Here is a 21,196-nt window from a genome sequence, read left to right on the forward strand (position 1 = left end):
CCCCGGCTGCGTTCCGCGGTCGCGAGCGTCGTCGACGATGGCGCGCCGCCGCGGTGCTAAGTAGCGCGTATGCGGCTCATCGGACAGATCCACGTTTCTCTCAAGGGCAGCATCATCCAGCGCAACCCCACCGTCTGGGAGAAGCTGAAGCGCAGCTTCGGCGCCACGGTGGATCTCGACACCGATCGCGTGCGCGTCGAGCTCGAGGCCACCGCCGTGGTCGATCAGGTGCGGCGGGCGCTCGTCCAGCTCGGGGTCACGAACGCCCTCTCGCTCGTGATCGACGACACCGTCATCTTCCAGGACACCGACGGGAAGCCGGACGATCTTCCCGACCTCGTGCTCGCGCTGTCCGAGCATTCCGCCGTGTTCGGGCGCGGGTTCAGCGAGCTCAGGTTCGCCGCCGAGCACGAGGAAGCGGGGCTGCACCTGGTCATCGAGACGCGGGCGCGCACCGAGCACGCCGACGACGAGCCGTCGGGGCTCGTCTCCATCGGCGGGCGCCTGCGGGACCTCGAGCCGCGAGCCGGCGAGTCCGCGGAGGACTACCGCCGCCGCGTCGAGCCCCTGGCGAAGGATCCGGCGCTGTTCGAGGCGGCGCGGCTGCAGTTCGAGTCCTTCGTCGGGCGGGTCGAGGGGGCCCTCAAGGCCACGATGCCGGAGGCGCGCGTGGACCATCACCACGCCGACGCGCGCGTCGTGCACTCTCCAGCGGGCGACGGCGCGGGCGCCGAGCGGCCTCCCGTGGGCCCCACGCACCCGGGTTATGATCCGTTCGTCGTCTATTACCCACCCAGCCCGCTCGGGATGATGCTGGACGTGATGCTCATCACCTCGTTCATGCACATGCTCACGCCTCCACACGTCCTCTTCGTGAGCCCCGCGGGCACGATGCTCGGCACAGCGCAGGAGGCCGCCGAGAATCCCGACCTCTTGAGCGGCGCGGATCGCGGCGGCGACGACCTCTCGGCGGGCGACGAGGGGGACGGGGCGGATGACGGCGATCCGTGGGGTGATGACGGCGGCGGGGTCGACGACGGCGGCGGGTTCGATGACGGCGGCGGGTTCGACGGCGATTTCGGCGATTGAGCCGCTCGCGCCCTGCCGCGGCGAGGCGCCGCGGCAGGGCCTCGCGCGTGTGTCGCGCGTCCGTCGAGCGTCTGTTGCGCGTAGGTTCCGGCGCGCAGCTCGCGAGCGCGCCGGCGACGCGCTGACCTCGCGGCCGAGCGGGCTCGTCCGGCCATGGACGACGACTGGTGATCATGGTACGCCGCGCTACGGCCGTGACCGGCGCTGGCATGAGCATCTATCGCGCTGGCGTGCTGATGGTCGCGCGCCGAACCCTGGACTGGAGAGCGCGATGAACAAGAGCGAGGCGGCGCTTCGGAAGCAGCCGCAGGTGGCGGGCGGGGGAGATCCGGAGATCGCCAGAGAGGTCCGTACCATCATTGCAGAGCGATGTGGGATGAGCGTCGATGCCGTGACTCCCGACCTGTCGCTCGAGAGCGGCCTCGGCGTGGATTCACTGGCGCTCATCGAGGTCAACGTCGCGCTCGAGGAGCGATTCCAGATCGTGGCGCCCGATTTCGCGGCGCCCGATCAGGCGCAGATCAGCACGGTCGGCGACGTCATCGCCTTCGTCGAGGCGCAGATCGCGGCGCGGGGCGGCCGGGGAGGGGCGCCTTGACCGCCCCGCGCACGCGCGCCGAGCGCGAGGCCGCCGTCCGGACGCCCGAGGAGCAGCGGGAGCACGAGCGGCGGGAGGTCGCAGCTCATTACCAGAACGACCCGGAGATATTCTCCATGGTCCTCGACAGCCGCCTGGCTTACGCGACGGGCATCTTCCTCGATCCTGGCGAGAGCCTCGAGACGGCGCAAGAGCGGAAGTACGACTGGGTCCGCCGCGAGCTCGACATCCACCCCGGAGAGCGCGTCCTCGACGTGGGGTGCGGCTGGGGCTCGAACCTCATCTATCTCGCCGAGCGCACAGGCGGGAGCTTCCATGGCGTCACGCTGAGCGACAAGCAGCGGCAGGAGGCGCTCCGCCGCGCCGACCGGGCGGGCGTCGCCTCGCGGGTCCGCATCGACCTCGCTCATATCGAGGACATCGACCTCGCGCCCGAGTCGCTCGACGCCGTGCTGTTCGTCGGCAGCATCGTGCACATGCACAACCGCGAGCGGATCCACCAGAAGATCGCCGCCGCGCTGCGCCCGGGCGGCAGGCTGCTCATCTCCGACTGTTATTTCCCGGCGCGCGCCCGCGGGGATCGGGAGAGCTCTGCGACCCAGTACATCTTCGTCGAGGCGCTCGGCTATTGCCGCCTGATCTCGCTGGCCGAGGAGCTCGGGATGATCGAGCAGGCCGGCCTCGATGTCCGGCGCGTCGAGGATCTCACGAGCTCGTACGTGCACACGGTCGCCCGGTGGATCGACAACGTGCGCGCGAACCGCGCCCGGATCGACGCCCGCGCGCCCGGCTTCTCGCGGCTGCTCCAGACGTACATGACCGTGGGCCGGCTCTCCTTCGCGCGCCGCACCGCGCTCGAGTACATGATCGTGGCGACGAAGGGCGGCGGCCGCGAGCGCCTCGGCGTCGCGCCCTCGCCCGAGCCGGGGCGCGCGCCGTGAGCGCCGTGAGCCGAGGACTCTCTGCGCGGACGGTCGCGGGCCTGCTCAGGGCGCGGGCCGAGGCGACTCCGGATCGATTCGGATTCTATCACAAGCAGCAGGGCGAGTTCGTCGGGTGGTCGTGGGCGGAGTACTGGCGCCGCGCGCGCGCGGCGGCGTCGGGCCTGCTCGCGGCGGGGGTGCGCCCGGGCGATCGCGTGCTCTTGCTCGTGACGGACGTGGAGGTGGCGGTGCCGTGCCTCTTCGGCGTCTGGGTGCTCGGCGCGGTGCCGATCCAGGTCGGGGTGCCGTACCGGCTCACGGACGTGGCGGCGTTCCTCGGCGAGCTCCGGAGGACGGCCGCCCGCGTCGGCGCGCGCGCGCTCGTCGTCTCGTCCGCGCTGCTCGGCTTCGCGCAGGGCGAAGAGGGGGCGGACGGCCTCCTCCAGCTCGCCGCCGAGCCGCTGCTCGACGCGCCCCTCACGGGCTCGCTGCCCGATCCGGAGCGCGCGCCCGGGCCCGCGCTCATCCAGCTCACGAGCGGCAGCACCGGGCACCCGCGCGGCGTGGTGATCCCGCACGAGCGGCTGATGCTGCACCTCGATGCGATGAGCCAGCGGCTCCCGGTGCGCGGCGAGGGCGCGGGGGGCGTCTCGTGGCTGCCGCTCCACCACGACATGGGCCTCGTCGGCGGGCTGCTCTTCCCGCTCTTCAACGATTTCCCCGTTCACATGCTCTCGCCGCTCGAGTTCCGGACGCGGCCTTTCTCGTGGCTCGCGGAGATGTCGAGCATCCGGGGTGTCATCTCGCTCGGGCCGCCGAGCGCCTATGCCATCTGCATCGGCCTCGCCCGCCGCGCCGTCGAGGCGGGCCTCGATCTCGGCGCGTGGCGGTGCGCGATGATCGGCGCCGAGCCGATCTCCCCCGCCTTGCTCCGCCGCTTCGCCGAGGCGTTCGCGCCCTGCGGCTTCCGCGTCGAGGCGTTCTTCCCCGTCTACGGGCTGGCCGAGGCGACGGTCGCCGTGACCTTCCCCGATCTCTACGCCGAGCCGCGCGCCCTCACGGTGGATCGCGGCCTCCTGGAGCGCGAGGGCCGCGTCGAGGAGGCCGCGCCTGGCCCCCTGTCGCTGGAGCTCGCCGGCGTCGGCAGGCCGATCCCGCACACGGAGATCCGGATCGTGGACGCCCAGCGAAGCCCCGTCCCGGAGCGCACGGTGGGGGAGATCGAGGTGCGCTCGGAGACGGTGATGGAGGGCTATTTCAACGAGCCCGAGGCGACCGCCGAGGCGCTCGTGGGCGGGTGGCTGCGCACGGGCGATCTCGGGTTCATCGATCGCGGGACGCTGTTCGTCACCGGCCGGAAGAAGGAGGTGATCATCAAGGGGGGTCACACGATGATCCCCGCCGTGATCGAGGAGATCGCCTCCCGGGTCGACGGGATCCGGGCCGGGTGCGTTGTCGCCGTCGGGCTGTTCGTCGAGGAGCGCCAGACCGAGTCGGTCTATGTGGTGGCCGAGACGCGCGCCGAGGCGTCCGAGCACGCCGGCCTCGTGGAGCGCGTGCGGGAGGCGCTGCGGGCGAACGGCGTCACGGTGGACCAGGTCGTCCTGGTTCCGCCGGGCGAGCTGCCCAAGACGACGAGCGGCAAGCTGCGACGCCGGGAGGTCGCCGAGCGGCTCCGCGCCGGGGCGCTCCGCTGAAGAGCGCGCCGCCTCCACCCCACCATCCGTCACCAACGTGAGTGTGAACGTGAACGTGAACGTGAACGTGAACGTTTACGTGGACGTGGTCGTTCACGGCCTATCGTTGACGACCACGACCACGTAAACGACTACGACCACGTAAACGTTCGGATGTAGGAGGACGCGGCGCGGATCGGCCGATTTCGCGGGCGCTGCAGGGCGGTGCGCGATAGATCCCGGAATCGCTCTCCGGAGCACAACCGAACGGGACCGTCCATGTTGAGCAGCCTGCGAGACCACGAGTCCACCTGTCCCGCCCCGCTTTCGCCCGAGGCGCGCGCGTGGGAGCTGGAGCAGCTCCGGATGCTCGGCCTCGAGGACGACGACTGGTGCTCGGACGAACAATGCCCCTTCTGTGCGGGGCGGCCCCTGTCCGTGGAGAGCAAACGAGCGCACGGGTGAGCGGCGCCCTCGGTCGGGGCCGGGTCACCGGCGCGAGCGGCCGGTGACCCGCAAGGGGATCACTCTGCGATCTTCCCCTTCACCCACCTGCCCGACTCGGTGAGGTCGTTGTCGTTCCAGTTGCCCATCTGGTTTGCGTTGGGCCTGAGCGCGGAGCACGCCTCGGCCTTGTCGCCAAGCGACCAGTTGGCCCAGCTGATGTTGTGCGAGTCAAGGAAGTCGAGCCAGGTCTGCGACTCGCCGAGGTTGAGCTGGCCGTTGCCGTCGGCGGAGCAGGTCCCCCACTCGGTCACGAACAGCGCCAGCTTCTTGTTGATGGCCTTCTGGGCCTTGTCGCGCAGCGACGCCTTGTGCGTGTTGGCGTAGAAGTGGAGGGTGTACGCCACGTTCTGATCGCTGAGGGGATTGTCCGCGGCGATGTCGACGTCCTGCGACCAGTTCGGCGAGCCGACGATGACCAGGTTGTTCGCGCCCTGGCCGCGGATCTCGGAGATCACCGCCTCGGCGTAGGACTTCACCGCGGGCCAGGTGTTCGTGTTGAGGGGCTCGTTGAAGACCTCGAAGATGACGTTGGGCGTGTTCTTGTAGGCCTGCGCCACCTCGCGGAAGTAGCTCCTCGCCTGGTCCAGGTGCTGGTGCGCGTTGTGATCGTGCCAGTCGAGGATGACGTAGATGCCCTTCGCGATCGCCGCGTCGGCGATGGTCTTCGCCTTGGCCTTCTGGGCGCCCGCGTCCTGGAGGTACCCGTCTTCGCCCTCGATGCCCATGGCGGCGCGGACGACGGTCGACTCCCAGTTGTCCGCGAGCGAGTTGACGACATTGCCGTTGTAGTAGTTGCTCCACTGGCTCCAGAACAGGCTCATGCCCTTGAGCTGGACCGGGGACCCGTGCTCGCCGACGATGTTGCCGTTCATGACCCGGAGCCGGCCATGACGCTCGACCGGCGTGCCGTCCGTGGGCACCACCCCCCCGGTGCTCGCGCTCGTCGTGGACGAGGCCGATGTCGTCGCCGAGGTCGTCGAGGCGCTCGAGGTCGTCGCGCTCGCGGAGGTCGTCGAGGCGCTCGAGGTCGTCGCGCCCACGGAGGTCGTCGAGGCGCTCGAGGTCGTCACGCTCGCGGAGGTCGCCCCGCCGCCGCCCGCGCCGCCCGCGCCGCCCACGCCGCCCACGCCGCCCACGCCGTCGTCCGTCCCCGCGTCACCGCAGCCGATCAGCACGGTGGCTTGCAACGCAACCACCGCGAGGCCGAATGACCACTTCGACCTGCCAAGCACACCGCGAAGCAAAACTCTTTTCATCATGTCCTCCAAGAGAAGTATCCGGATGGCGCGGCATTAGAAGGGCAGTTCAGCGCCATGGCAAGCCCTCTGCGTGCCTCTGATCAAGGGATGAAATCCACGCCGTTTGTATGGCAAAATACAGTATTTCTGCGCGCAGGTTACAACTGTGGCCGGTGGTCTCCAGCGAGACCGTGAGGCGAAGCCTTCACGGGCGCCGATCTGAGGGAGCCGTGGTGTGCAGGCAACAGAAATTTCGCAAAAAATATGCCAGTTGGCGGAGCCCGTGATGCGGACGCTGCTGCGCTGCGTCTCCGGTCTGTGCGGGGGGCTGTGCCGCGCGGGTCCACGCAGGCTACGGTGTTCCCCTTGGTGGTCGGGTGACCACCCTGGGCAACCGCCTATCCATGCGCAGGGCGTCAATATTGCTCAGGAAATTGCGAGCGACCGCTCCCGGGATGTCACGCCTCGAGCGCCGCGCCCGGTTTGTCTCGCCGCGCCGTCGAGGCGCTCGTCACGTCGGCACCGGCACTGGCGGCGGCTCGTCGTCCGGCGCGATGCAGGCGGACAGGTCGAACAGCATGAAGAGCAGCGCCTTCTCCTGGGCGGTCAGCTCATGCATCGCCCCGTCGCGGTCTTCACAGCCGCTCGGGAACGGCGCCCCGGCGACGTCGCTCGCCGCCACGTGGATGTCCGTGTACACGAACCTGCCGCACTGCGCCTCTTCCGGCGCGCCGATGGGCGTGTTGAAGGTGAAGTATTTGACCCCCGCGGGCGCGTCGAAATCGGTGTTGGCCTCGTTGTAGAGCCACCGTGTCGCGATCTCCTCGTTCACCGAGTCGACCCAGTGCTGCGGATCGTCGATCTCGATCTGCCCGGGCACGGTCGACGCGCCCACGTTGGCGAGCCAGTCCCGGAGCGCCAGGCCCTTCGGGAACGTGGTGTCGACGAGCACGGGGAGCCCGTCGTCGGGATCGCTCTCCTCGTCCCATTCGGCCGTCTCCGGGAACCGCTCCGGCCCGAGGCGGAGCCAGGTGTTGTGCCAGTGCGACGCGAACACGCGGCCTCCCGCGGAGGCGTAGTCGAACATCGCTCGCAGCGCGGCCTCCGGCTTGTCGTCCTCGAACTCGGAGCCTTCGCACGACAGGATCACCATGTCGTATCGACGCAGGGTGTCGAGCGAGCCCCAGAACTCCCGCGCGCGGGAGAAGGGGGCGCCGTCGTTCAGGCCGTCCCGGTACCTGCTCGTCGCGCTGTCGCCCTCGATGGCGCGCCCGGCGAACAGGTTCACCCGCCCGTCGCCCGCCTCCGGCGTGAACTCCGACGCGTCGATTCCCATCTTGTACAGCAGGCACTCCAGCACGTCCGAGCCGCCGGTCGTCAGCGCGATCTTCGGGAGGTGGCCCTCCGCCTTGCTGCGCGGCAGGCGGACCGTCCTGTCCACGGTCGGGTTGTCGACGCACCCCTCGACCTTCGGCAGCGTGATCTGGCGCCGCCATTTGCCGAGCTGGACGACCAGCGGGATATCCACCCCGACGGGCACGTCCTCCAGCACGAATCTCCCGTGCGTGTCCGTCAGCGCGGTCGCGATCGGATCGCCGGAGAGCGTCACATCGCACCGATCGCAGCTCGCCCCGTCGGTGATGGGCTCAAGCTCCCTGTTCGGGATGTACACCGTGACGTTGTACAGCGGGAGTCTGCCCGCAGGCTCGTACACGGTGCCGCTCACGGTGGTCGTGCCGCCGGCTGGACAGGCGATCTGCTGGCACTCGAGCCCTTCGCACCCGCCGCTCGTGACCCCTGACCCGCCGCTCCCCGCCAGGAAGGGGATTCCCCCTGACCCGCCGCTCCCCGCCAGGAAGGGGATTCCCCCGGAGCCGCCGCCCCCCGCGCTCTGGTCGGCTCCGCCGCCGGACGTGGCGCCGATCGTCCCGCCGGAATCGCCGCAGGAGCATCCGCCAGCGACAGCCGGGGCCATGGCCGCCGCGGCCAGGAGCCATCGGGCGCTGCCGTGCACTATGCCCATTCGATCCTCCAGGCGCACAGAGGCGAATGTGCCCTGTTCCGCCCATTCCAAGAGTAATCGAACCGCGCGGATACGGGAAGGGACAACCATGCAAGGATGCGAGCGAGAACACGCTCCTGCGTGCATTGACGGGAGCCCTCCTCTCCGTCTGCGCCGCCGGGGGCGGCGCGGGGCAGTCGGGTGTCATTCGCTCGGTTCCGCTCTGCCTCGCCAGGTTTCCGTGCGCGTGCGATCGAGCGGACCGTGAGGAGACAGGCGACAGCGGCGCCAACCTTCGTTCCGCGTACCACCGCGCCCCGCGTGGCCGTGTTCCGTCATGGCGAGATGCCCCTCGGCAGAGTAGGATGCGGCGCTTTGCAATCGGTCCTACCTGCCCCCGCTCTCCCTCGCCCGCGTTTGCTGGAGATCACCTGGCCCATCTTCAGCGAGAACCTGCTGCACATGCTCGTCGGTGTGTTCGGCGTATGGCTGGTCAGCCGCCTCTCGGACGAGGCCGCCGCCGCGTACGGGCTGTCCAACCAGATCATGTTGACCTTCATGATCACCTTTCGCTTCGTCAGCGTCGGCGCGAGCGTGGTGGTCACCCAGTATCTCGGCGCGCGGGACCGCGCCGGGGCGGAGCAGGTCGCGCGGGCGTCGCTCGCGGCCAATCTCTGGCTCGGCGTCTTCAGCTTCGCCGTCATCGCGATCGGCGCGAGGCCGCTGCTCGAGCTGATGCGCCTGCCGCCTTCCCTGTTCCCGATCGCGGAGCCTTACCTGATCGCCGTCGGCGTGATGCTGGCGTTCGACGCGGTGAATTTCTCGATGGGCTCGGTGCTGCGCGCACACACCCACACCCGCGACACGCTGCGCCTCATCGTCGTCATGTACGTGGTGCAGCTCGCGCTCAGCCTGCCGCTCATGTTCGGTGTCGCCGGGGCTCCGGGGCTCGGCATGATGGGGCTCGCGCTCGCCGCGGTGGTCGGGCGCGCGCTCTCGTTCTGGATGCACCGGCAGCTCTGGATCTCGCGCCTCGGCATCCGCCCGACCTTCGAGGATTTCTGGCGCATTCGCCCCGATCGCCTCCGCGAGATGCTGCACATCGGCCTGCCGGGGGCGGGCGAGAACGTGGTCTATCGCATCAGCTTCATGATCATCCTCGCGATGGTCGCCAACATGGGGCAGACGGCGCTCACCACCCATACGTACACGATGCAGATCATGCACTTTCTGCTCCTGTTCGGCATGGCGATCGGCTTCGGGACCGAGATCGTGGTCGGGCACCACATCGGCGCCGGCGATCTGCAGGGCGCCGATCGGCTGGTGCGCGGCGGCCTGGCGATCGGGTTCTGCGTGTGCGTGAGCCTGGTGCTCGCCACCGCGCTGCTCGGCCCCCACCTGCTCGGCCTCTTCTCGCGCGATCCCGAGGTGATCGCCACCGGCTCCCGGCTGCTGTGGCTGACCCTCCTCGTCGAGCCGGGCCGCACGCTCAACCTGGTCGTCATCAACGGGCTCCGCGCCACCGGCGACGCCCGCTTTCCCGTCGGGTTCGGCGTCTTCTCGATGTTCGCCGTGGCCGTCGGGCTGTCCTGGCTGCTCGGCGTCCACCTCGGCTGGGGGCTCGCCGGCGTCTGGGTCGCCTACGCCGCCGACGAGTGGGTCCGCGGGCTGGTCATGGCCGCGCGCTGGCACTTCCACGGCTGGGTGCCCCACGCGCGGCGCACCTTCCGCCGGGTGCGACTGAGCAGCCGCCCCGCGTGAGCGCTCGCGCTGGCGCTGGCTGACCGACCGCCCCGAGCAAGGGTGAAGCGCCACCCGGCGGAAGGCGGCCGGGGAGGCCGGGCGCCGCTCATCCCGCCGGCGTGTTCACCTTCTCGGTGACGGCCATGCACAGCGCGGCCACGCCGCGCCTCGGGACGGTGACGAGCTTGTCGCGGAAGCTGGCGCGCTGATCGGTGTAGAGCTTCGACACCTTGTGCGAGAGGATCGTCGAGCTCCAGACCGCGACAACGTCGGCCCAGCGGAGATCGGCGTCGGCCTTCGCCGCATTGCGGTGACCCTCTCCGTCCACGATGCGTATCTCGACCTCGCCCGCGAGCAGCTGCCGCAGGTCCTCGGACGTGCCTGGCCCGCCGCCGACCACGAGCAGCCTCCGCAACCCGCGCGCGTGGAACGCGCCGATCATCGCGAGCGCTGCCCGCTTGTTCGCCGAGCTGCCGCAGAGGTCGCAGACGGCGTCGGCGCCGACCTCGACCACGCGGAGCCCGGACTTCGGCGGCAGCTTCACACACTCGGCGCAGCGGCGCTCGACCCGCTCCTCCGCCGGCGCCGACGGCCGGGGGCGGCCGAGCGCCTGCTGCGCCTGGCCCGCGAGCTCAGCCGGGAGGAAGTCCGCGGGGTGGCGGAGCTCCGTCGCTGGCGCATGCTCCGCGAGCCAGAGGAGCAGATCGGTTTCTGAAATATTCAGAGATTTTGCGAGGTTGCGCACACGGACGGATCGCGCCATTGCGACGCGACTGTGACATGTGCAGCACCGCTGCGCCCTTTTCTATCGCAGGGGGGTGGCCTCGGGCTGGCCCCGATGCGGCCCGGCGCGGGAGGTGGCCCGTTCGCGCGCGGCTCAGTCGAGGGCGGCGGCGCGGCGCAGCCCGTGGCGCTGGAGGAGGCGGTGGAGGTACATCCGGTCGAGCCCTGCTTTGCGCGCGGCGCGGCTCACGTTGCCGTTCGACCACTCCAGCAGGGCGGCGAGGTAGCGCCGCTCGAACTGGTCGATGATCGCGTCCTTCGCCTCCTTGAAGGGCATCTCGATGTTCGCGGCGGGCTCCTCGGGCGCGGCGCCCGGCGGCGCGGCGCCCTGCGGCGCTGAGCTGCGCTCGGGCGGCGCCGCCGCCCCCATGGCGGCGCCCTCGCCGAGCACGACGCGGCGCTCGACGTAGTTCCTCAGCTCTCGCACGTTGCCGGGCCAGTCGTAACGCTTCATGTCCTCGATGACCTCGGGGGGGAAGAGGTGCACCTTGTCGACGGCGCCGAGCTCGTTCAGGAAGCAGTGGACGAGGAGGCCGATGTCCTCCTTGCGCTCCCGCAGCGGCGGGACGCGCACGGTGAGCACCGAGAGGCGGTAATAGAGGTCCTCGCGGAACCTGCCGCTGTTCACCTCGCGCTCCAGGCGCCGGTTCGTGGCGGCGATCACCCGGATATCGACCTTGCGCACCCGGCTCTCGCCGAGCCTGCGCACCTCGCGCGAGGCGAGGGCGCGGAGGAGCTTCGGCTGCATCTCCAGCGGCAGCTCGCCGATCTCGTCGAGGAAGACGGTGCCGCCGTCGGCCTCCTCGAAGGCGCCGGCGCGGTCGCGCGTGGCGCCCGTGAACGAGCCGCGCACGTGGCCGAACAGCTCGCTCTCGATGAGGCTCGGCGAGATGGCGCCGCAGTCGACGATGACGAGCGGCTTGTCGGCGCGGGCGCCGCGCTGGACGAGCTCGGTGGCGATGACCTCCTTGCCCGTGCCGTTCTCGCCCTCGATCAGCACGTCGGGCGCGCTCTTCGCCACGCGATCGAGGACGGGGAAGAGGCGCCGCATGGGGACCGACACGCCCTGGAGCGCCCCGAAGCTGACCGCGCGCGCGAGCTCGGTCTCGGCGACGGCGTCGGCGTCGCGGATGCGCACGACCGACTCGCCGAGCTCGATGCGGCACTCCGGCAGGATGGCGTCGGCGTCCCGCACGCGGACGCCGGCGATGGTCGTCCCGTTGAGCGAGCCGACGTCCGTCAGCCGGAACGTGGACTTCACGCGCTCGAGGATGCAGTGGAAGCGGGAGACGGCGCGGTCGGCGAGCACCAGGTCGTTGCTCTGGTGGGAGCCGATGCGGATGAAATCGCCGTCGAGCACCATGACCCGGCTCGCGGGCTTGCCCGCCTCGCGCTCGACGCACAGCTCGATCCGGGGCACCGCGAGCACCTCGCCCTTCGCCATGCGGGGCTCCGTGGAGGCCGCGAGGCTCGGCGGGCCGGGGTCGTCGGGCGTGGCGGGGGGGCGCGGCATGCGCGCCATCTTACGCGCGAGCCCGTGCTCGTCCAGAGGCGGCCCTGCCGGCGGCTCAGGGCGAGCGGTCGCCGCCCGCCGGCTTGAGCCACACGACGGTGGCCCCCCACCCGCCGCGGGAGGCCGGGGCGTCGCGGAAGCCGTCGACGGCCGGGTGGCGCGAGAGGACGGCCTGGACGACGCGGCGCTGCACGCCCTTGCCGCGGCCGTGGATGACGCGCACCTCGCGGAACCCGCGCAGCTGCGCCTCGTGGAGGTACTCCTCGACAACGGAGGCGACGTCGCGCGGGGCGAACGTGTGCAGGTCGATCGCGTCCTCGATCGGCATGACAACGACGCCGTCGTCGCCGGGCGGCTCGGGCGCTCCTTCGGGCGGCCCGGCCCCGGGCGCGTCGAGCCCGGCCAGATCGGGGGGCGCGGGCGCGCGGGGCGAGAGCGCGCTGTCGAGCCATTCGCGGAGCCGGCGGAGCATCCGCGCGGTGTAGCCGAGCCGGCGGCGCCCGCCACCGCGGCCGGAGCGCCGCGCCTGACGGCGCGCGGGGCGCTTGCGCCGCTACCGCAGCGGGATCACAGGTCGTCCCCACGAACGGGCGGCCCGCTCGCAGGCAAGCTCAGTCGGAACGTCGCGCCGCTCCCGGGAGGGGAGCTCACGGCCAACGTGGCCCCGTGGGCGGCGGCGATCCTGCTCGCCAGGTACAGCCCGAGGCCCATCCCGGACGCATAGCCGTCCGTGACGAAGCGGTCGAAGATGCGGGGAAGGATCTCCGGCGGCACGCCGGGTCCGCGGTCGACGACGTCGACGTGGGCGTGCTCCGACCCCTTGATCAGCTCGCTGGTGAGCGTGATGAGGACCCCCTTTCCCGGGGGCGAGTGCTTGATCGCGTTGCTGACGAGGTTCTCCAGGGCCTGGCGGAGGCGGTCCCTGTCCGCCACGACGACGAGCTCCCGCGGGCCCTCGACGCGGATCTCGACGCTGGGTGTCCCGAGCGCAACGGCGATGTCCCGCGCCAGCGAGACGAGGTCCATGGGCGCAGGCGCGATCTCGAAGAGGCCCTGCTCGATGCGCCCCACGTCCAGCAGATCCGAGATGAGCTGGCCGAGCCGGGCGACCGACTCGGTCGCCCGGTCGGCGTCGCGCACGTCGTCGACCCGGCCGGCGAGCGCCGCGCGCCGGTGGAGCAGACCAAGGCGGCCCATGAGCGGGGTCAGGTGGTTTCGCAGATCGTGCGCCAGCACGGTGATGAGCTCCTCCGCGGCCTGGCGCCTGCCTTGCGCGAGCGCGGCGGAGGTGACCTGCTCGACGAGCTCCGCCCGGTGCGTCAGGGCGCCGATCCAGTGCGCGACCGCGCCGAGGAAGCGGAGATCCTCGTCCGAGAAGAACTCCGGCGCGGCGGAGTGAGCGGAGACGACGCCGCGCCGCTCGCCGTCGACGACGAGCCGGACCGCCATGTGCGACCGCACGCCGAGCTCGTGGACCAGGCCGGGCAGCTCGCCGGGCTCCTGCTCCGAATGCCCGGTGATATGGGGATCGCCGGTCGTGAAGACACGGGCGATCGACCCGCCGTTCGCGACCGGGTGGATGTCGAGCCCGAGCGACCGCTGGAGCCGGCCCATGGGCGTCTTGCTCGTCCCCAGGGCATGCAGCGTGTTCCTGCTGGGGTCGAAGAGGAAGATGTCGATCTTGTCGGCGCAGAGCGCGCCGGCGAGGAGGTCACTCGCCTGGTTGAGCGACTGCCTCAGATCGGCCGCCGGCAGCTCGAGCAAGCGCTGGAGTGTCGATATCAGCCTGCCTTCCTTCGAGGAGGCTTCCTTTCCGGACATGCTGCTTTCTCGCTCCGTGATCCGCTCGACGCCGTTCGCTCGGCGGCGGACGCGCGAGCCGGCGGTAAACGGTGGATTGGGTCGTTATGACGACGCTGTCGCCCGATCGGTAGATGTGCGCGGCGCTGGATGCCGCTCCGGCGCAAATCCACGCGAGCGACCGGCGACACGGACGAGCCCGGGCGGGCGCGCGCGGCATGTCGGATGGAACGACGCGCGCGGTCCGATGCGCGCACGCCGGCGGCCCTTCGAGGCAAGGTCGTGCTGGTAACCAGACCTCGTGCATCAGCGACGACGGCGCCCTGTCCGGCGGCCTCACGCAGACGTCCATCGGGGTGCGCGAGGAGGTGTGCGGCGCCAGGGCCACGGCGCGGCGGGCGACGCGGCTCGCCGTGGCGTGAAGGAGGTCTTTTGAATAAGTTGTTGATGGCGTCGCTCTTTCAGGCGGCGGCGCCGAGGCGGGTGAGGGGTGCCGGGCAGCTCAGTGCGCGCTCGCGTGCGCAATGGTCTCGATCATGCGCGGGATGGCCACGGAGATGAGGATCCCCAGGTTCGCCCGCTTGTTGTCCACCAGCATGCCCTGGAGCAGCGTCCCGTGGTTGAGCACCACCACGGTGTGGTTGCCCGCCATGTCGAGCAGGTAATACCGCCCTAGCGGAGGGAAGTTCGAGTCGCGCAGCGAGCTGTCCAGCTCCTCGGTGATGCGCGTGAAGAGGGCCACCGCCACCGGTTGCTGGTTGAAGCCGGCGAGCGACAGGCCCGCCGAGCGTTCCCAGATGTCGGTGGCCAGCAGCCCGTCGCGGAGGATGTTGCGGAGATCATGGACTGCGGCCTCGAGGACTTTGGTGTCGATCATCGTGCTTCCGTCGCTCCTGGGCGCGCGCGCCCGCATTGAAAAACCGGATGTACTACAGCCCGCGCAAGGTCGTCGCGAGCGCCTCCTTCAGCTGCTCGAACGACCGCGTGGAGAGAGCCTCGTCGCCCACGGTGCCGAGGCAGAAGCCGCCGCGCGCCGTGCGCGCCTCGACCCAGGACATCATCTGCGCGCCCAGCCAGAGCGCGCCCGCCGTGGCGTCGACGCCGGGGATGCTGCGGACGCCGACCAGCGCCGAGAGCAGCGGCCCCACGAGGGACACGTGCGCCTCGGAGATGCCGTGCGCCGCCAGCGTGAGGCCGTTGTCGTCGGCCACGAAGGCGCCCACGCACGGGTGGTGATCGAGCGTCCAGGCGACGAGCACGTCGAGCCGATCGGCCGGGTTGTCGGAGGTCTGAACGAGGCGCGGCACCTCCTTCACCTCCTTCACCTCCTTCACCTCCTTGGGCGCGGCCTTCGCCGGCACGGGCGCCGCCTTCCCCGGCGCGCCGGCGCGCGCTGCCCCCATGGCGGTCACGAGCGTCGCGGGCTCCCGCGACCGCGTCGCGGTCACCCGCGCGAGGAGCGAGGTCACCCGCTGCGCGTCAGTCCACGAGACGGATCGGACCGTCATCCTCGCCTCCTGCATCGGCGCCCAGGCGCTCCTCGATCTCGGCCACCAGCTTGTCGAACACCGCGGAGACCGCCGGAGGGCGGCGGCTGAGCAGGCCGAGCGGCACGCCCGCGCGGCTCGCCTGGAGGAACGTGCTGTCGCGCGGGACCGCGGTGTCGAAGACCTGATCGCGGTAGAGGGACCACAGCTCCTCCAGCGAGGCCAAGAGCACCGGATCGCGGAACGAGCTCATGGTGCCGACCACGCCGAGCAGGGAGCAGGCGGAGCCGATGTCGCGGAGCCGCGCCAGGAGCTCGAGCAGCCGGGGCATGGCCCGCAGCGCGAGCGGCTCGCATTGCGCGACGGCGATGACGCTGTCCACCTCTTCCAGCGCGATGCGCGACATCCCGCCGAGCCCGGCCGGCGTGTCGAAGAGGACGAGGTCGAAGTCGCGCTGGCTGTGCTCCAGGATGCGCCCCACGATGTTGGCCTCGCGCGCGTTGATGGCGAAGCGATCCTCATCGAGCGCGTCGACGGGGCCCATGGGCAAGAGGCAGAGCTCCGGGAGCCGGGTCTTCACCAGGCCCTCGAGCGGGGGGCCGCCTCGCGCGAGGTTCGCGGCGAGGCCGGGCCGGTCGCTGACGCCGTCGAGCGACATGCCGATGGCGCCCTGCAGATCCGTGTCGACGAGCAGGGTCCGCGCGCCTCGGCGCGCGAAGGCGAAGGCGCAGTTGAGCGCCACGGTGGTCTTTCCCACTCCGCCCTTGAGGCTGGCGAATGCGATGGATCGGGTCATCTTGGGTATCCGAGCTTGCGTAGCTGTTCCAGGTTAGCGCGCACGAGGCTGGACGCGGGGTCGAGGGTCGAGAGGTCGATGAGGACGCAGGCCGCCTCGCTGTAGCTGCGTTCCATCAAGAGGCGCCGCGCGTCGGCGTTGAGCTGCTTGATGCGGGCCGCGCGCTGCTCCGGCGAGATGAGCGCGATCTCGATCCGCCTCGACGAGATCGGCGGCGGCGCCTCCACGCTGCCTTCGTCGATCCGGCGCAGCGAGTCGAGCACCAGCTCCGCCAGATCCTTGAAGATGGTGCGCTCCTTCGTCGAGCCGACGGCCGGGGTGACGCGCACGCGCATCTCGGGGCGGATGAGCCGCGCGAACGCCTCCTCGCCCACGCCGAGACCGTCGAACGCCGTCCACACCTGGCCGCGCCGCACCTCGATCAGGCCCACGTCGGCGCTCGCGTTGCTGACGACGAGGACGTGCGACTCGCCGGACATGCAGATCATCTGCAAGAAGTCGACGGGCACGAAGTTCATCCCGATCGGCGCCGACTGGGCGCCCGCGGCGTGCGCCATGAGGATGAGCGTCTCCTCGGCGATGGGCCACGTCACCCGCGTGGCGCTCGCCGCGCCCGGGACCTCGACGCCGTCGTTGACGGCGAGCACCAGCCGCGCCGTGCGGCGGAGGAGCTGCGCGACGGCGTCCTCCGGCCCACCCGGGAGCGACGGCGCATAGATGATGAGCTCCGCGCTCTGCACGCCGTCGAGGGCTTGATCGAGCTCCTCCCAGGTCGCGGCGCCGAGGGCGCTCACCGGCGCCTGCCCGGCGATGACGCGGATGCACCGCATGCGCTCGCGCAGATCGGGAACAGCGACCACGACGATGGCCATCAGCCTCCGGTGTCGCGCCGCACTCGGCGCAGCATGACCGACGACGCCGTATCGCCCGGGCGCATGCGCGCGCACGCCTCGAACGCCTCGACCGCAGCGTCGTAGCGGCGCTGCACGAACGCGGCGGTGCCGCGGGCGAACGCCTCGCGGTAGAGCCGATCCTCCTCGGTCTCGTACACCCGCGGCGTGAACGGCGCGCTCGCGGGGGGAACCGGCGCGCTCGCGGGGGGAGCTTCCGGCGAGCGCCGCTCCAGACCGCGCGCCGGCATGGTCGGCGGCCCCGGATCGGCGCCGGCCTCGGACGGCAGCGTGTCCAGCTGCGGCCGGAAGGAGACCGACGGCCGGTCGCTGAACGGCGACGCCACCTCCCTCCCCGTGTAGAGGCCGACCAGCACCTGCAGCGTGCGGAGCCGCCCGAGCGGGCACATTTGAATGATGTCGTCGAACGTCGAGGCGCCGTCGATGTACCGCGCCACCAGGAGCGCGTCGGGCGAGCGACCCGCCGACACCGGGATGGGCCCCGCCACCTGATCGAGGCCGCCGAGCCGCTTGGCGTAGGCGCCGGCGAGGAACTCTTTGATCCGCTCGATGCTCGCCTGCAGCTCGCGATCGCCGGGCGCCTCCGCGCGCGCCCGGTACAGCACAGCCAGCGCCTCCTCGTAGCGCTTCTCACGGACCAGCCGCACGATCTCCGCCCGCATGGGCGCGCTCTTCGGGACCGCGCGGCTCTCGGGTTCCACCATCAGAGCTGAGTCGAGTTGGTCTTTCACGGCACAACCGGCAAGTTACATGCCTCGACCGCCGGCATTCAAGCTGTTTGGCAGCACCTTTGCGGCGGCCGTCCTCGGTCGGCGCCGTGGATACCGGCTCGCCATCGTTCAGGTACGCGTGTGTGGGACCAGCCAGCACCCCGCCAGAACACTGTGGAGCCGCGACATGCGCCCCATGTGAAGGCCGGAGAGACATGGGACGAGGCAATGACCGCGGCCCGCTTCCACATTCGGCCCATTGAGTCGCCACCTGCTCTCGGGCGTCTCGCAGGATCAATCGCCAGCCAATCGCGAACGTCGCAAGCCGTGTCGCACCCCAGCGCCGGTTCGCCCACCGGCCGCCGTTTCAAATTTGAATGGTGATCCCAAGATTGTGGGTGCAACTTACGCCGGGCGTGCGCTACAGTGGATGCACCGGCTGGACGCACCCCGCAGCGTTGCAGAAACGTCTGAGGTGGTTGGTGGAAAATTCCAGTAATCAAGCTCGGAATGAAGCGCGAGGGGAGAGCGCAGGATTTCAACCGAGGTGAGGTCCAGCAGCAGCGTCCATGCTCGGTGCGCCGTGATCTTGTCTTGAGGCCTCTCGGGGCGCTCACGGCGCTTGGTTCACGTAAACAGAGGGATTGTTCAACCAACTGACACCCCACAGCCGAAAAGGAGATCGCTCATGCGGCAGGTCTTGCGGCACATCTTCGAGAAGAAGCAGGCATACGCTCGTCTACCCCTGTTCGAGCACATGCGTAACGAACTGCTCGATCCGAGCGAGCGGCTCGCGTTCTATCCATGCATGGCGTACTTCATCCTGAGCTTCGGTGATCTGAACAAATTCGTACTACGGGAGGAGCACGCCGCGGACAAATATCAAGAGATGGTCAACGCCCACACACGCGAGGACGACCATCACTGGCCGTGGTACCTGGAGGATCTGTCCAAGCTCGGCTACGACGTCGAGGGCCGGAGCACGGACCTGCTGAACTTCCTCTGGGGTGAGGAGACGATACAGAACCGGATCCTCACCGCGCGGCTCACCGCGCTCATCAAGGGCACGACTGGCCTCGAGCGGCTCGTCATCATCGAGGCGATCGAAGAGACCGGCAACGTGCTCTTCGGGGCGATGCTTCCCCTGGCGGAGGCCCTTGAGGAGCGCCTCGACACGCAGCTGCGCTACTGCGGCTCGTTCCATTTCGAGCGCGAGTCGGGCCACGCGGTGAACGCCGATCACGCCGAGCTCGCGCGCATCCCGCTCGACGCCGAGACGCGCGCGCGGTACATCGCGCTCGCGGACGAGGTGTACGCGATATTCGAGCCGTGGACACACGAGCTCTTGCGCTATGCCCTCGCGCACCCCGTGAGCGCCCCCGTGGCCGACCCCGAGACGGACGGCGTGAGCCAGGTGATGACCCGGTCGTCGGTGCTCGCCGCGTGAAGCAGCGCGGCTGAAGCCTCTCCCGTCGCACCGCCCCCTCTCCGGGACCCGCCCCCGGGCGCTCGTCATGCGACGAGCTCTCTGCACAAGACGCTGACGCACATCTCGCCCCGACAGCGGTCGCCGACCGCGCGAGCGGCGGTATCCCCGCGCGGCGCGGATCCACGACGGTCACCTCCCGGCGGCGGGTGGCCTCACGGCGCGCTCGCCGCGCCTTCCGCGCCTTCCGCCCCGGCGCGCGGCGCTGCGCCCCGCTTGCCGCGACGGCTCATCCACACCACATCCCCACGGCCCGCATGGCCTCAGAACGCAAGACCCACCGCGCCCTCACCGTCGCCGGGCTGATCCTGGCCCTCGCCATGGCCGCCCTCGAATCGACCGTCGTCGCCACCGCCATGCCCACCGTGATCGGCGATCTCGGGGGGATTCAGCAGTACGCCTGGGTCACCACCGCCTACCTGCTCACCTCGTCCGTGCTGGTGCCCATCTGCGGCAAGCTGTCGGACATCTACGGCCGCAAGCCGATCATGCTCTTCGGTATCGCCGTCTTCCTGCTCGGCTCGATCGCCAGCGGCGCGGCGCAGACGATGCCGCAGCTCATCGCCTTCCGCGCCCTCCAGGGGGCCGGCGCCGGGGCGATGCAGCCGATGGCGATGACCATCTCGGGCGACATCTTCGATCTCAAGGAGCGCGCGCGGATCCAGGGCGTCTTCGGGGCCGCCTGGGGGCTGTTCGGCATCATCGGCCCGATGGTGGGCGGGCTCATCGTGCACTACTTCTCCTGGCGCTGGGTCTTCTACATCAACATCCCGTTCGGCGCCGCGTCCGTCGCGCTCGTGGCGACCTCGTTCCACGAGCGCATCGACAGGCGGCCTCATGAGCTCGATTTCCTCGGCGCGGCGCTCCTGTCCGCCGGCGTTGTCGCGCTGCTGCTCGCCACGGGGAGGCTCGGCGGGGAGACGACGCTGCTCGCGGCGGTCGCGTCGGCGGCGCTGTTCGCCGCGTTCTTCGCGGTCGAGCGCCGGGCCCCCGAGCCGATGATCCCGCTGCCGCTCTTCCGGCGCCCGGTGATGCTCATCTCCAACGTGGCCGGCGCGATCCTCGGCGGCGCGATGATGGGCACGATCACGTTCGTGCCGCTCTTCGTGCAGGGCGTGCTCCGCGGCACCCCCACCGACGCAGGCAGCGCCATCGCGCCGATGCTCATCGGCTGGCCGGTCGCGAGCGCGATCGGCGGGCGGCTCATCCCCCGGGTCGGGTTCCGCCCGCTCATCTGGATCGGCCTCGGCGTCACGGCGACGGCGGGGCTCGCGCTCGCGCTCGGCGGGGCGCACGACACGCCGCTGATGCTCCGCGCGACGACGCTTGTCTTCGGCGTGGGCATGGGGCTGTCCAACGTCGCGCTGCTCATCGCCGTGCAGAGCAGCGTCGCGTGGGATCAGCGGGGGATCGCCACCGCGAGCACGATGTTCTCGCGGCTGCTCGGCGGCGTCGTGGCGGTGGGCATCATGGGCGGCGTCCTGACGGCCCAGCTCGCGAAGGACCCGTCGATCCCCGCGGACGCCGCGAGCCGGCTCCTGACGGCGGAGGGGGCGCGCGACCTCGATCCGTCGATCCTCCAGCACCTCGGGGAGGCGCTCACGTCCGGCCTCACGACGGTGTTCTGGATCATCGCGGCGATGGGCGTCACCGGCTTCATCGCGGCGCTGTGGTTCCCCCGCGTGCCGCTCCAGGCCGATGGAGGAGACGCGGCCGTCGCGCCGCCGAGCGAGGCCGGCGTCGGCTGAGGCGGCCCGCCCGCGTCGCCGGGGACGGGGCTCGATCCAGCGTGTTCGACGAGGGCCGCCAGATCCTGCTCCGATCGATCCACGAGGGCGGAGGAGACCTGTCCTGGGGCGCGACGGCCGTCGACCGACGCGGCCTTCGAAGAGGCGGAGTCGCTCGGTGAGCCGCTGAGCCTTCCCGCAGAGCGC

The 21,196-nt window shown here is 70.7% G+C and carries 21 protein-coding genes; 10 read left to right on the forward strand and 11 right to left on the reverse strand.

Annotation, left to right across the window (positions count from 1 at the left end):
- Window positions 1-69 precede the first annotated feature (69 nt).
- From WMF22_RS08040 to WMF22_RS08060, 5 genes are all read left to right on the forward strand, one after another.
- Window positions 70-1,089 carry a hypothetical protein gene (locus tag WMF22_RS08040; RefSeq protein ID WP_438035375.1) on the forward strand — a complete coding sequence of 340 codons (1,020 nt, stop codon included), beginning with the start codon at window positions 70-72 and terminating at the stop codon, window positions 1,087-1,089.
- A gap of 271 nt (window positions 1,090-1,360) precedes the next feature.
- The gene (locus tag WMF22_RS08045; RefSeq protein WP_049876196.1) at window positions 1,361-1,687 is read left to right on the forward strand and encodes an acyl carrier protein; all 327 of its coding nucleotides are present in this window, start codon (window positions 1,361-1,363) and stop codon (window positions 1,685-1,687) included.
- Window positions 1,684-2,628: an SAM-dependent methyltransferase gene (locus tag WMF22_RS08050; RefSeq protein ID WP_437298523.1), complete on the forward strand. Its 945-nt coding sequence runs from the start codon at window positions 1,684-1,686 to the stop codon at window positions 2,626-2,628. The genes WMF22_RS08045 and WMF22_RS08050 overlap by 4 nt, the downstream gene beginning before the upstream one ends.
- Window positions 2,629-2,633: 5 nt before the next feature.
- Window positions 2,634-4,307, forward strand: a complete 1,674-nt coding sequence (locus tag WMF22_RS08055; protein WP_437298524.1) for an AMP-binding protein — start codon at window positions 2,634-2,636, stop codon at window positions 4,305-4,307.
- 258 nt (window positions 4,308-4,565) lie between these two features.
- A complete protein-coding gene (locus tag WMF22_RS08060) occupies window positions 4,566-4,751 on the forward strand; it encodes a hypothetical protein (RefSeq protein WP_437298525.1) in 186 nt (61 codons plus the stop codon).
- Between the two features lie 59 nt (window positions 4,752-4,810).
- On the opposite strand, the gene WMF22_RS08065 is transcribed toward WMF22_RS08060, so the two are convergent.
- On the reverse strand, window positions 4,811-5,716 hold the full coding sequence (locus WMF22_RS08065; protein ID WP_437298526.1) for a glycoside hydrolase family 5 protein: 906 nt from the start codon (window positions 5,714-5,716) through the stop codon (window positions 4,811-4,813).
- Between WMF22_RS08065 and WMF22_RS08070 the strand changes: the two genes are divergently transcribed.
- Complete coding sequence (locus tag WMF22_RS08070) at window positions 5,706-6,089, forward strand: hypothetical protein (protein WP_438035376.1); 384 nt, start codon at window positions 5,706-5,708, stop codon at window positions 6,087-6,089. The genes WMF22_RS08065 and WMF22_RS08070 overlap by 11 nt on opposite strands.
- A 453-nt stretch (window positions 6,090-6,542) precedes the next feature.
- On the opposite strand, the gene WMF22_RS08075 is transcribed toward WMF22_RS08070, so the two are convergent.
- A complete protein-coding gene (locus WMF22_RS08075) occupies window positions 6,543-8,054 on the reverse strand; it encodes a carboxypeptidase regulatory-like domain-containing protein (protein ID WP_438035377.1) in 1,512 nt (503 codons plus the stop codon).
- Window positions 8,055-8,408: 354 nt separating this feature from the next.
- Between WMF22_RS08075 and WMF22_RS08080 the strand changes: the two genes are divergently transcribed.
- Window positions 8,409-9,794 carry an MATE family efflux transporter gene (locus WMF22_RS08080; RefSeq protein ID WP_438035378.1) on the forward strand — a complete coding sequence of 462 codons (1,386 nt, stop codon included), beginning with the start codon at window positions 8,409-8,411 and terminating at the stop codon, window positions 9,792-9,794.
- An 88-nt stretch (window positions 9,795-9,882) separates the two neighbouring features.
- Here the strand turns inward: WMF22_RS08080 and WMF22_RS08085 are convergent, their stop codons facing one another.
- The 4 genes from WMF22_RS08085 to WMF22_RS08100 form a co-directional block, all read right to left on the reverse strand.
- Window positions 9,883-10,521 (reverse strand): hypothetical protein, encoded by a 639-nt coding sequence (locus WMF22_RS08085; RefSeq protein WP_437298530.1) that lies wholly within the window; start codon window positions 10,519-10,521, stop codon window positions 9,883-9,885.
- Window positions 10,522-10,653: 132 nt separating this feature from the next.
- Complete coding sequence (locus WMF22_RS08090; RefSeq protein ID WP_437298531.1) at window positions 10,654-12,072, reverse strand: sigma 54-interacting transcriptional regulator; 1,419 nt, start codon at window positions 12,070-12,072, stop codon at window positions 10,654-10,656.
- 55 nt (window positions 12,073-12,127) lie between these two features.
- On the reverse strand, window positions 12,128-12,544 hold the full coding sequence (locus tag WMF22_RS08095; protein WP_438035379.1) for a Smr/MutS family protein: 417 nt from the start codon (window positions 12,542-12,544) through the stop codon (window positions 12,128-12,130).
- Window positions 12,545-12,639: 95 nt separating this feature from the next.
- Complete coding sequence (locus WMF22_RS08100) at window positions 12,640-13,893, reverse strand: GAF domain-containing sensor histidine kinase (protein ID WP_437298533.1); 1,254 nt, start codon at window positions 13,891-13,893, stop codon at window positions 12,640-12,642.
- Between the two features lie 197 nt (window positions 13,894-14,090).
- On the opposite strand from WMF22_RS08100, the gene WMF22_RS08105 reads away from it, so the two are divergent.
- The gene (locus WMF22_RS08105) at window positions 14,091-14,294 is read left to right on the forward strand and encodes a hypothetical protein (protein WP_437298534.1); all 204 of its coding nucleotides are present in this window, start codon (window positions 14,091-14,093) and stop codon (window positions 14,292-14,294) included.
- 80 nt (window positions 14,295-14,374) lie between these two features.
- On the opposite strand, the gene WMF22_RS08110 is transcribed toward WMF22_RS08105, so the two are convergent.
- The 5 genes from WMF22_RS08110 to WMF22_RS08130 are packed head-to-tail and all read right to left on the reverse strand — an operon-like array spanning window position 14,375 to window position 17,728.
- A complete protein-coding gene (locus tag WMF22_RS08110) occupies window positions 14,375-14,749 on the reverse strand; it encodes a hypothetical protein (protein ID WP_437298535.1) in 375 nt (124 codons plus the stop codon).
- 52 nt (window positions 14,750-14,801) lie between these two features.
- Window positions 14,802-15,380: a hypothetical protein gene (locus WMF22_RS08115; RefSeq protein WP_437298536.1), complete on the reverse strand. Its 579-nt coding sequence runs from the start codon at window positions 15,378-15,380 to the stop codon at window positions 14,802-14,804.
- Window positions 15,352-16,155 (reverse strand): ParA family protein, encoded by an 804-nt coding sequence (locus WMF22_RS08120; RefSeq protein ID WP_437298537.1) that lies wholly within the window; start codon window positions 16,153-16,155, stop codon window positions 15,352-15,354. Before WMF22_RS08120 ends, WMF22_RS08115 begins: the two co-directional genes overlap by 29 nt.
- Window positions 16,152-17,027, reverse strand: coding sequence for a DUF4388 domain-containing protein (locus WMF22_RS08125; RefSeq protein WP_157906516.1), 876 nt, complete (start codon window positions 17,025-17,027; stop codon window positions 16,152-16,154). The genes WMF22_RS08120 and WMF22_RS08125 overlap by 4 nt, the downstream gene beginning before the upstream one ends.
- Window positions 17,027-17,728: a TRP-like protein gene (locus WMF22_RS08130; protein ID WP_438035380.1), complete on the reverse strand. Its 702-nt coding sequence runs from the start codon at window positions 17,726-17,728 to the stop codon at window positions 17,027-17,029. The genes WMF22_RS08125 and WMF22_RS08130 overlap by 1 nt, the downstream gene beginning before the upstream one ends.
- A 736-nt stretch (window positions 17,729-18,464) precedes the next feature.
- Between WMF22_RS08130 and WMF22_RS08135 the strand changes: the two genes are divergently transcribed.
- Both WMF22_RS08135 and WMF22_RS08140 read left to right on the forward strand, forming a co-directional pair.
- Window positions 18,465-19,223, forward strand: a complete 759-nt coding sequence (locus tag WMF22_RS08135; protein WP_438035381.1) for a hypothetical protein — start codon at window positions 18,465-18,467, stop codon at window positions 19,221-19,223.
- Between the two features lie 296 nt (window positions 19,224-19,519).
- Entirely contained in the window at window positions 19,520-21,010 is a 1,491-nt protein-coding gene (locus WMF22_RS08140) for an MDR family MFS transporter (protein ID WP_437298541.1), read from the forward strand.
- Window positions 21,011-21,196: the final 186 nt, after the last annotated feature.

It is taken from the genome of Sorangium sp. So ce204 (assembly GCF_051526795.1).
GTDB classification, from domain to species: domain Bacteria; phylum Myxococcota_A; class Polyangia; order Polyangiales; family Polyangiaceae; genus Sorangium; species Sorangium cellulosum_B.

Bases quoted from the DNA above. Each gene is read 5' to 3' on its own strand.
- WMF22_RS08110 (WP_437298535.1), bottom strand. From the start codon at position 14,749: ATGATCGACACCAAAGTCCTCGAGGCCGCAGTCCATGATCTCCGCAAC.
- WMF22_RS08060 (WP_437298525.1), top strand. From the start codon at position 4,566: ATGTTGAGCAGCCTGCGAGACCACGAGTCCACCTGTCCCGCCCCGCTT.
- WMF22_RS08125 (WP_157906516.1), bottom strand. From the start codon at position 17,027: ATGGCCATCGTCGTGGTCGCTGTTCCCGATCTGCGCGAGCGCATGCGG.
- WMF22_RS08130 (WP_438035380.1), bottom strand. From the start codon at position 17,728: ATGCGGGCGGAGATCGTGCGGCTGGTCCGTGAGAAGCGCTACGAGGAG.
- WMF22_RS08045 (WP_049876196.1), top strand. From the start codon at position 1,361: ATGAACAAGAGCGAGGCGGCGCTTCGGAAGCAGCCGCAGGTGGCGGGC.
- WMF22_RS08095 (WP_438035379.1), bottom strand. From the start codon at position 12,544: ATGCTCCGCCGGCTCCGCGAATGGCTCGACAGCGCGCTCTCGCCCCGC.
- WMF22_RS08105 (WP_437298534.1), top strand. From the start codon at position 14,091: ATGTCGGATGGAACGACGCGCGCGGTCCGATGCGCGCACGCCGGCGGC.
- WMF22_RS08090 (WP_437298531.1), bottom strand. From the start codon at position 12,072: ATGCCGCGCCCCCCCGCCACGCCCGACGACCCCGGCCCGCCGAGCCTC.
- WMF22_RS08100 (WP_437298533.1), bottom strand. From the start codon at position 13,893: ATGTCCGGAAAGGAAGCCTCCTCGAAGGAAGGCAGGCTGATATCGACA.
- WMF22_RS08140 (WP_437298541.1), top strand. From the start codon at position 19,520: ATGGCCTCAGAACGCAAGACCCACCGCGCCCTCACCGTCGCCGGGCTG.
- WMF22_RS08120 (WP_437298537.1), bottom strand. From the start codon at position 16,155: ATGACCCGATCCATCGCATTCGCCAGCCTCAAGGGCGGAGTGGGAAAG.
- WMF22_RS08135 (WP_438035381.1), top strand. From the start codon at position 18,465: ATGCGGCAGGTCTTGCGGCACATCTTCGAGAAGAAGCAGGCATACGCT.
- WMF22_RS08075 (WP_438035377.1), bottom strand. From the start codon at position 8,054: ATGGGCATAGTGCACGGCAGCGCCCGATGGCTCCTGGCCGCGGCGGCC.
- WMF22_RS08040 (WP_438035375.1), top strand. From the start codon at position 70: ATGCGGCTCATCGGACAGATCCACGTTTCTCTCAAGGGCAGCATCATC.
- WMF22_RS08115 (WP_437298536.1), bottom strand. From the start codon at position 15,380: ATGACGGTCCGATCCGTCTCGTGGACTGACGCGCAGCGGGTGACCTCG.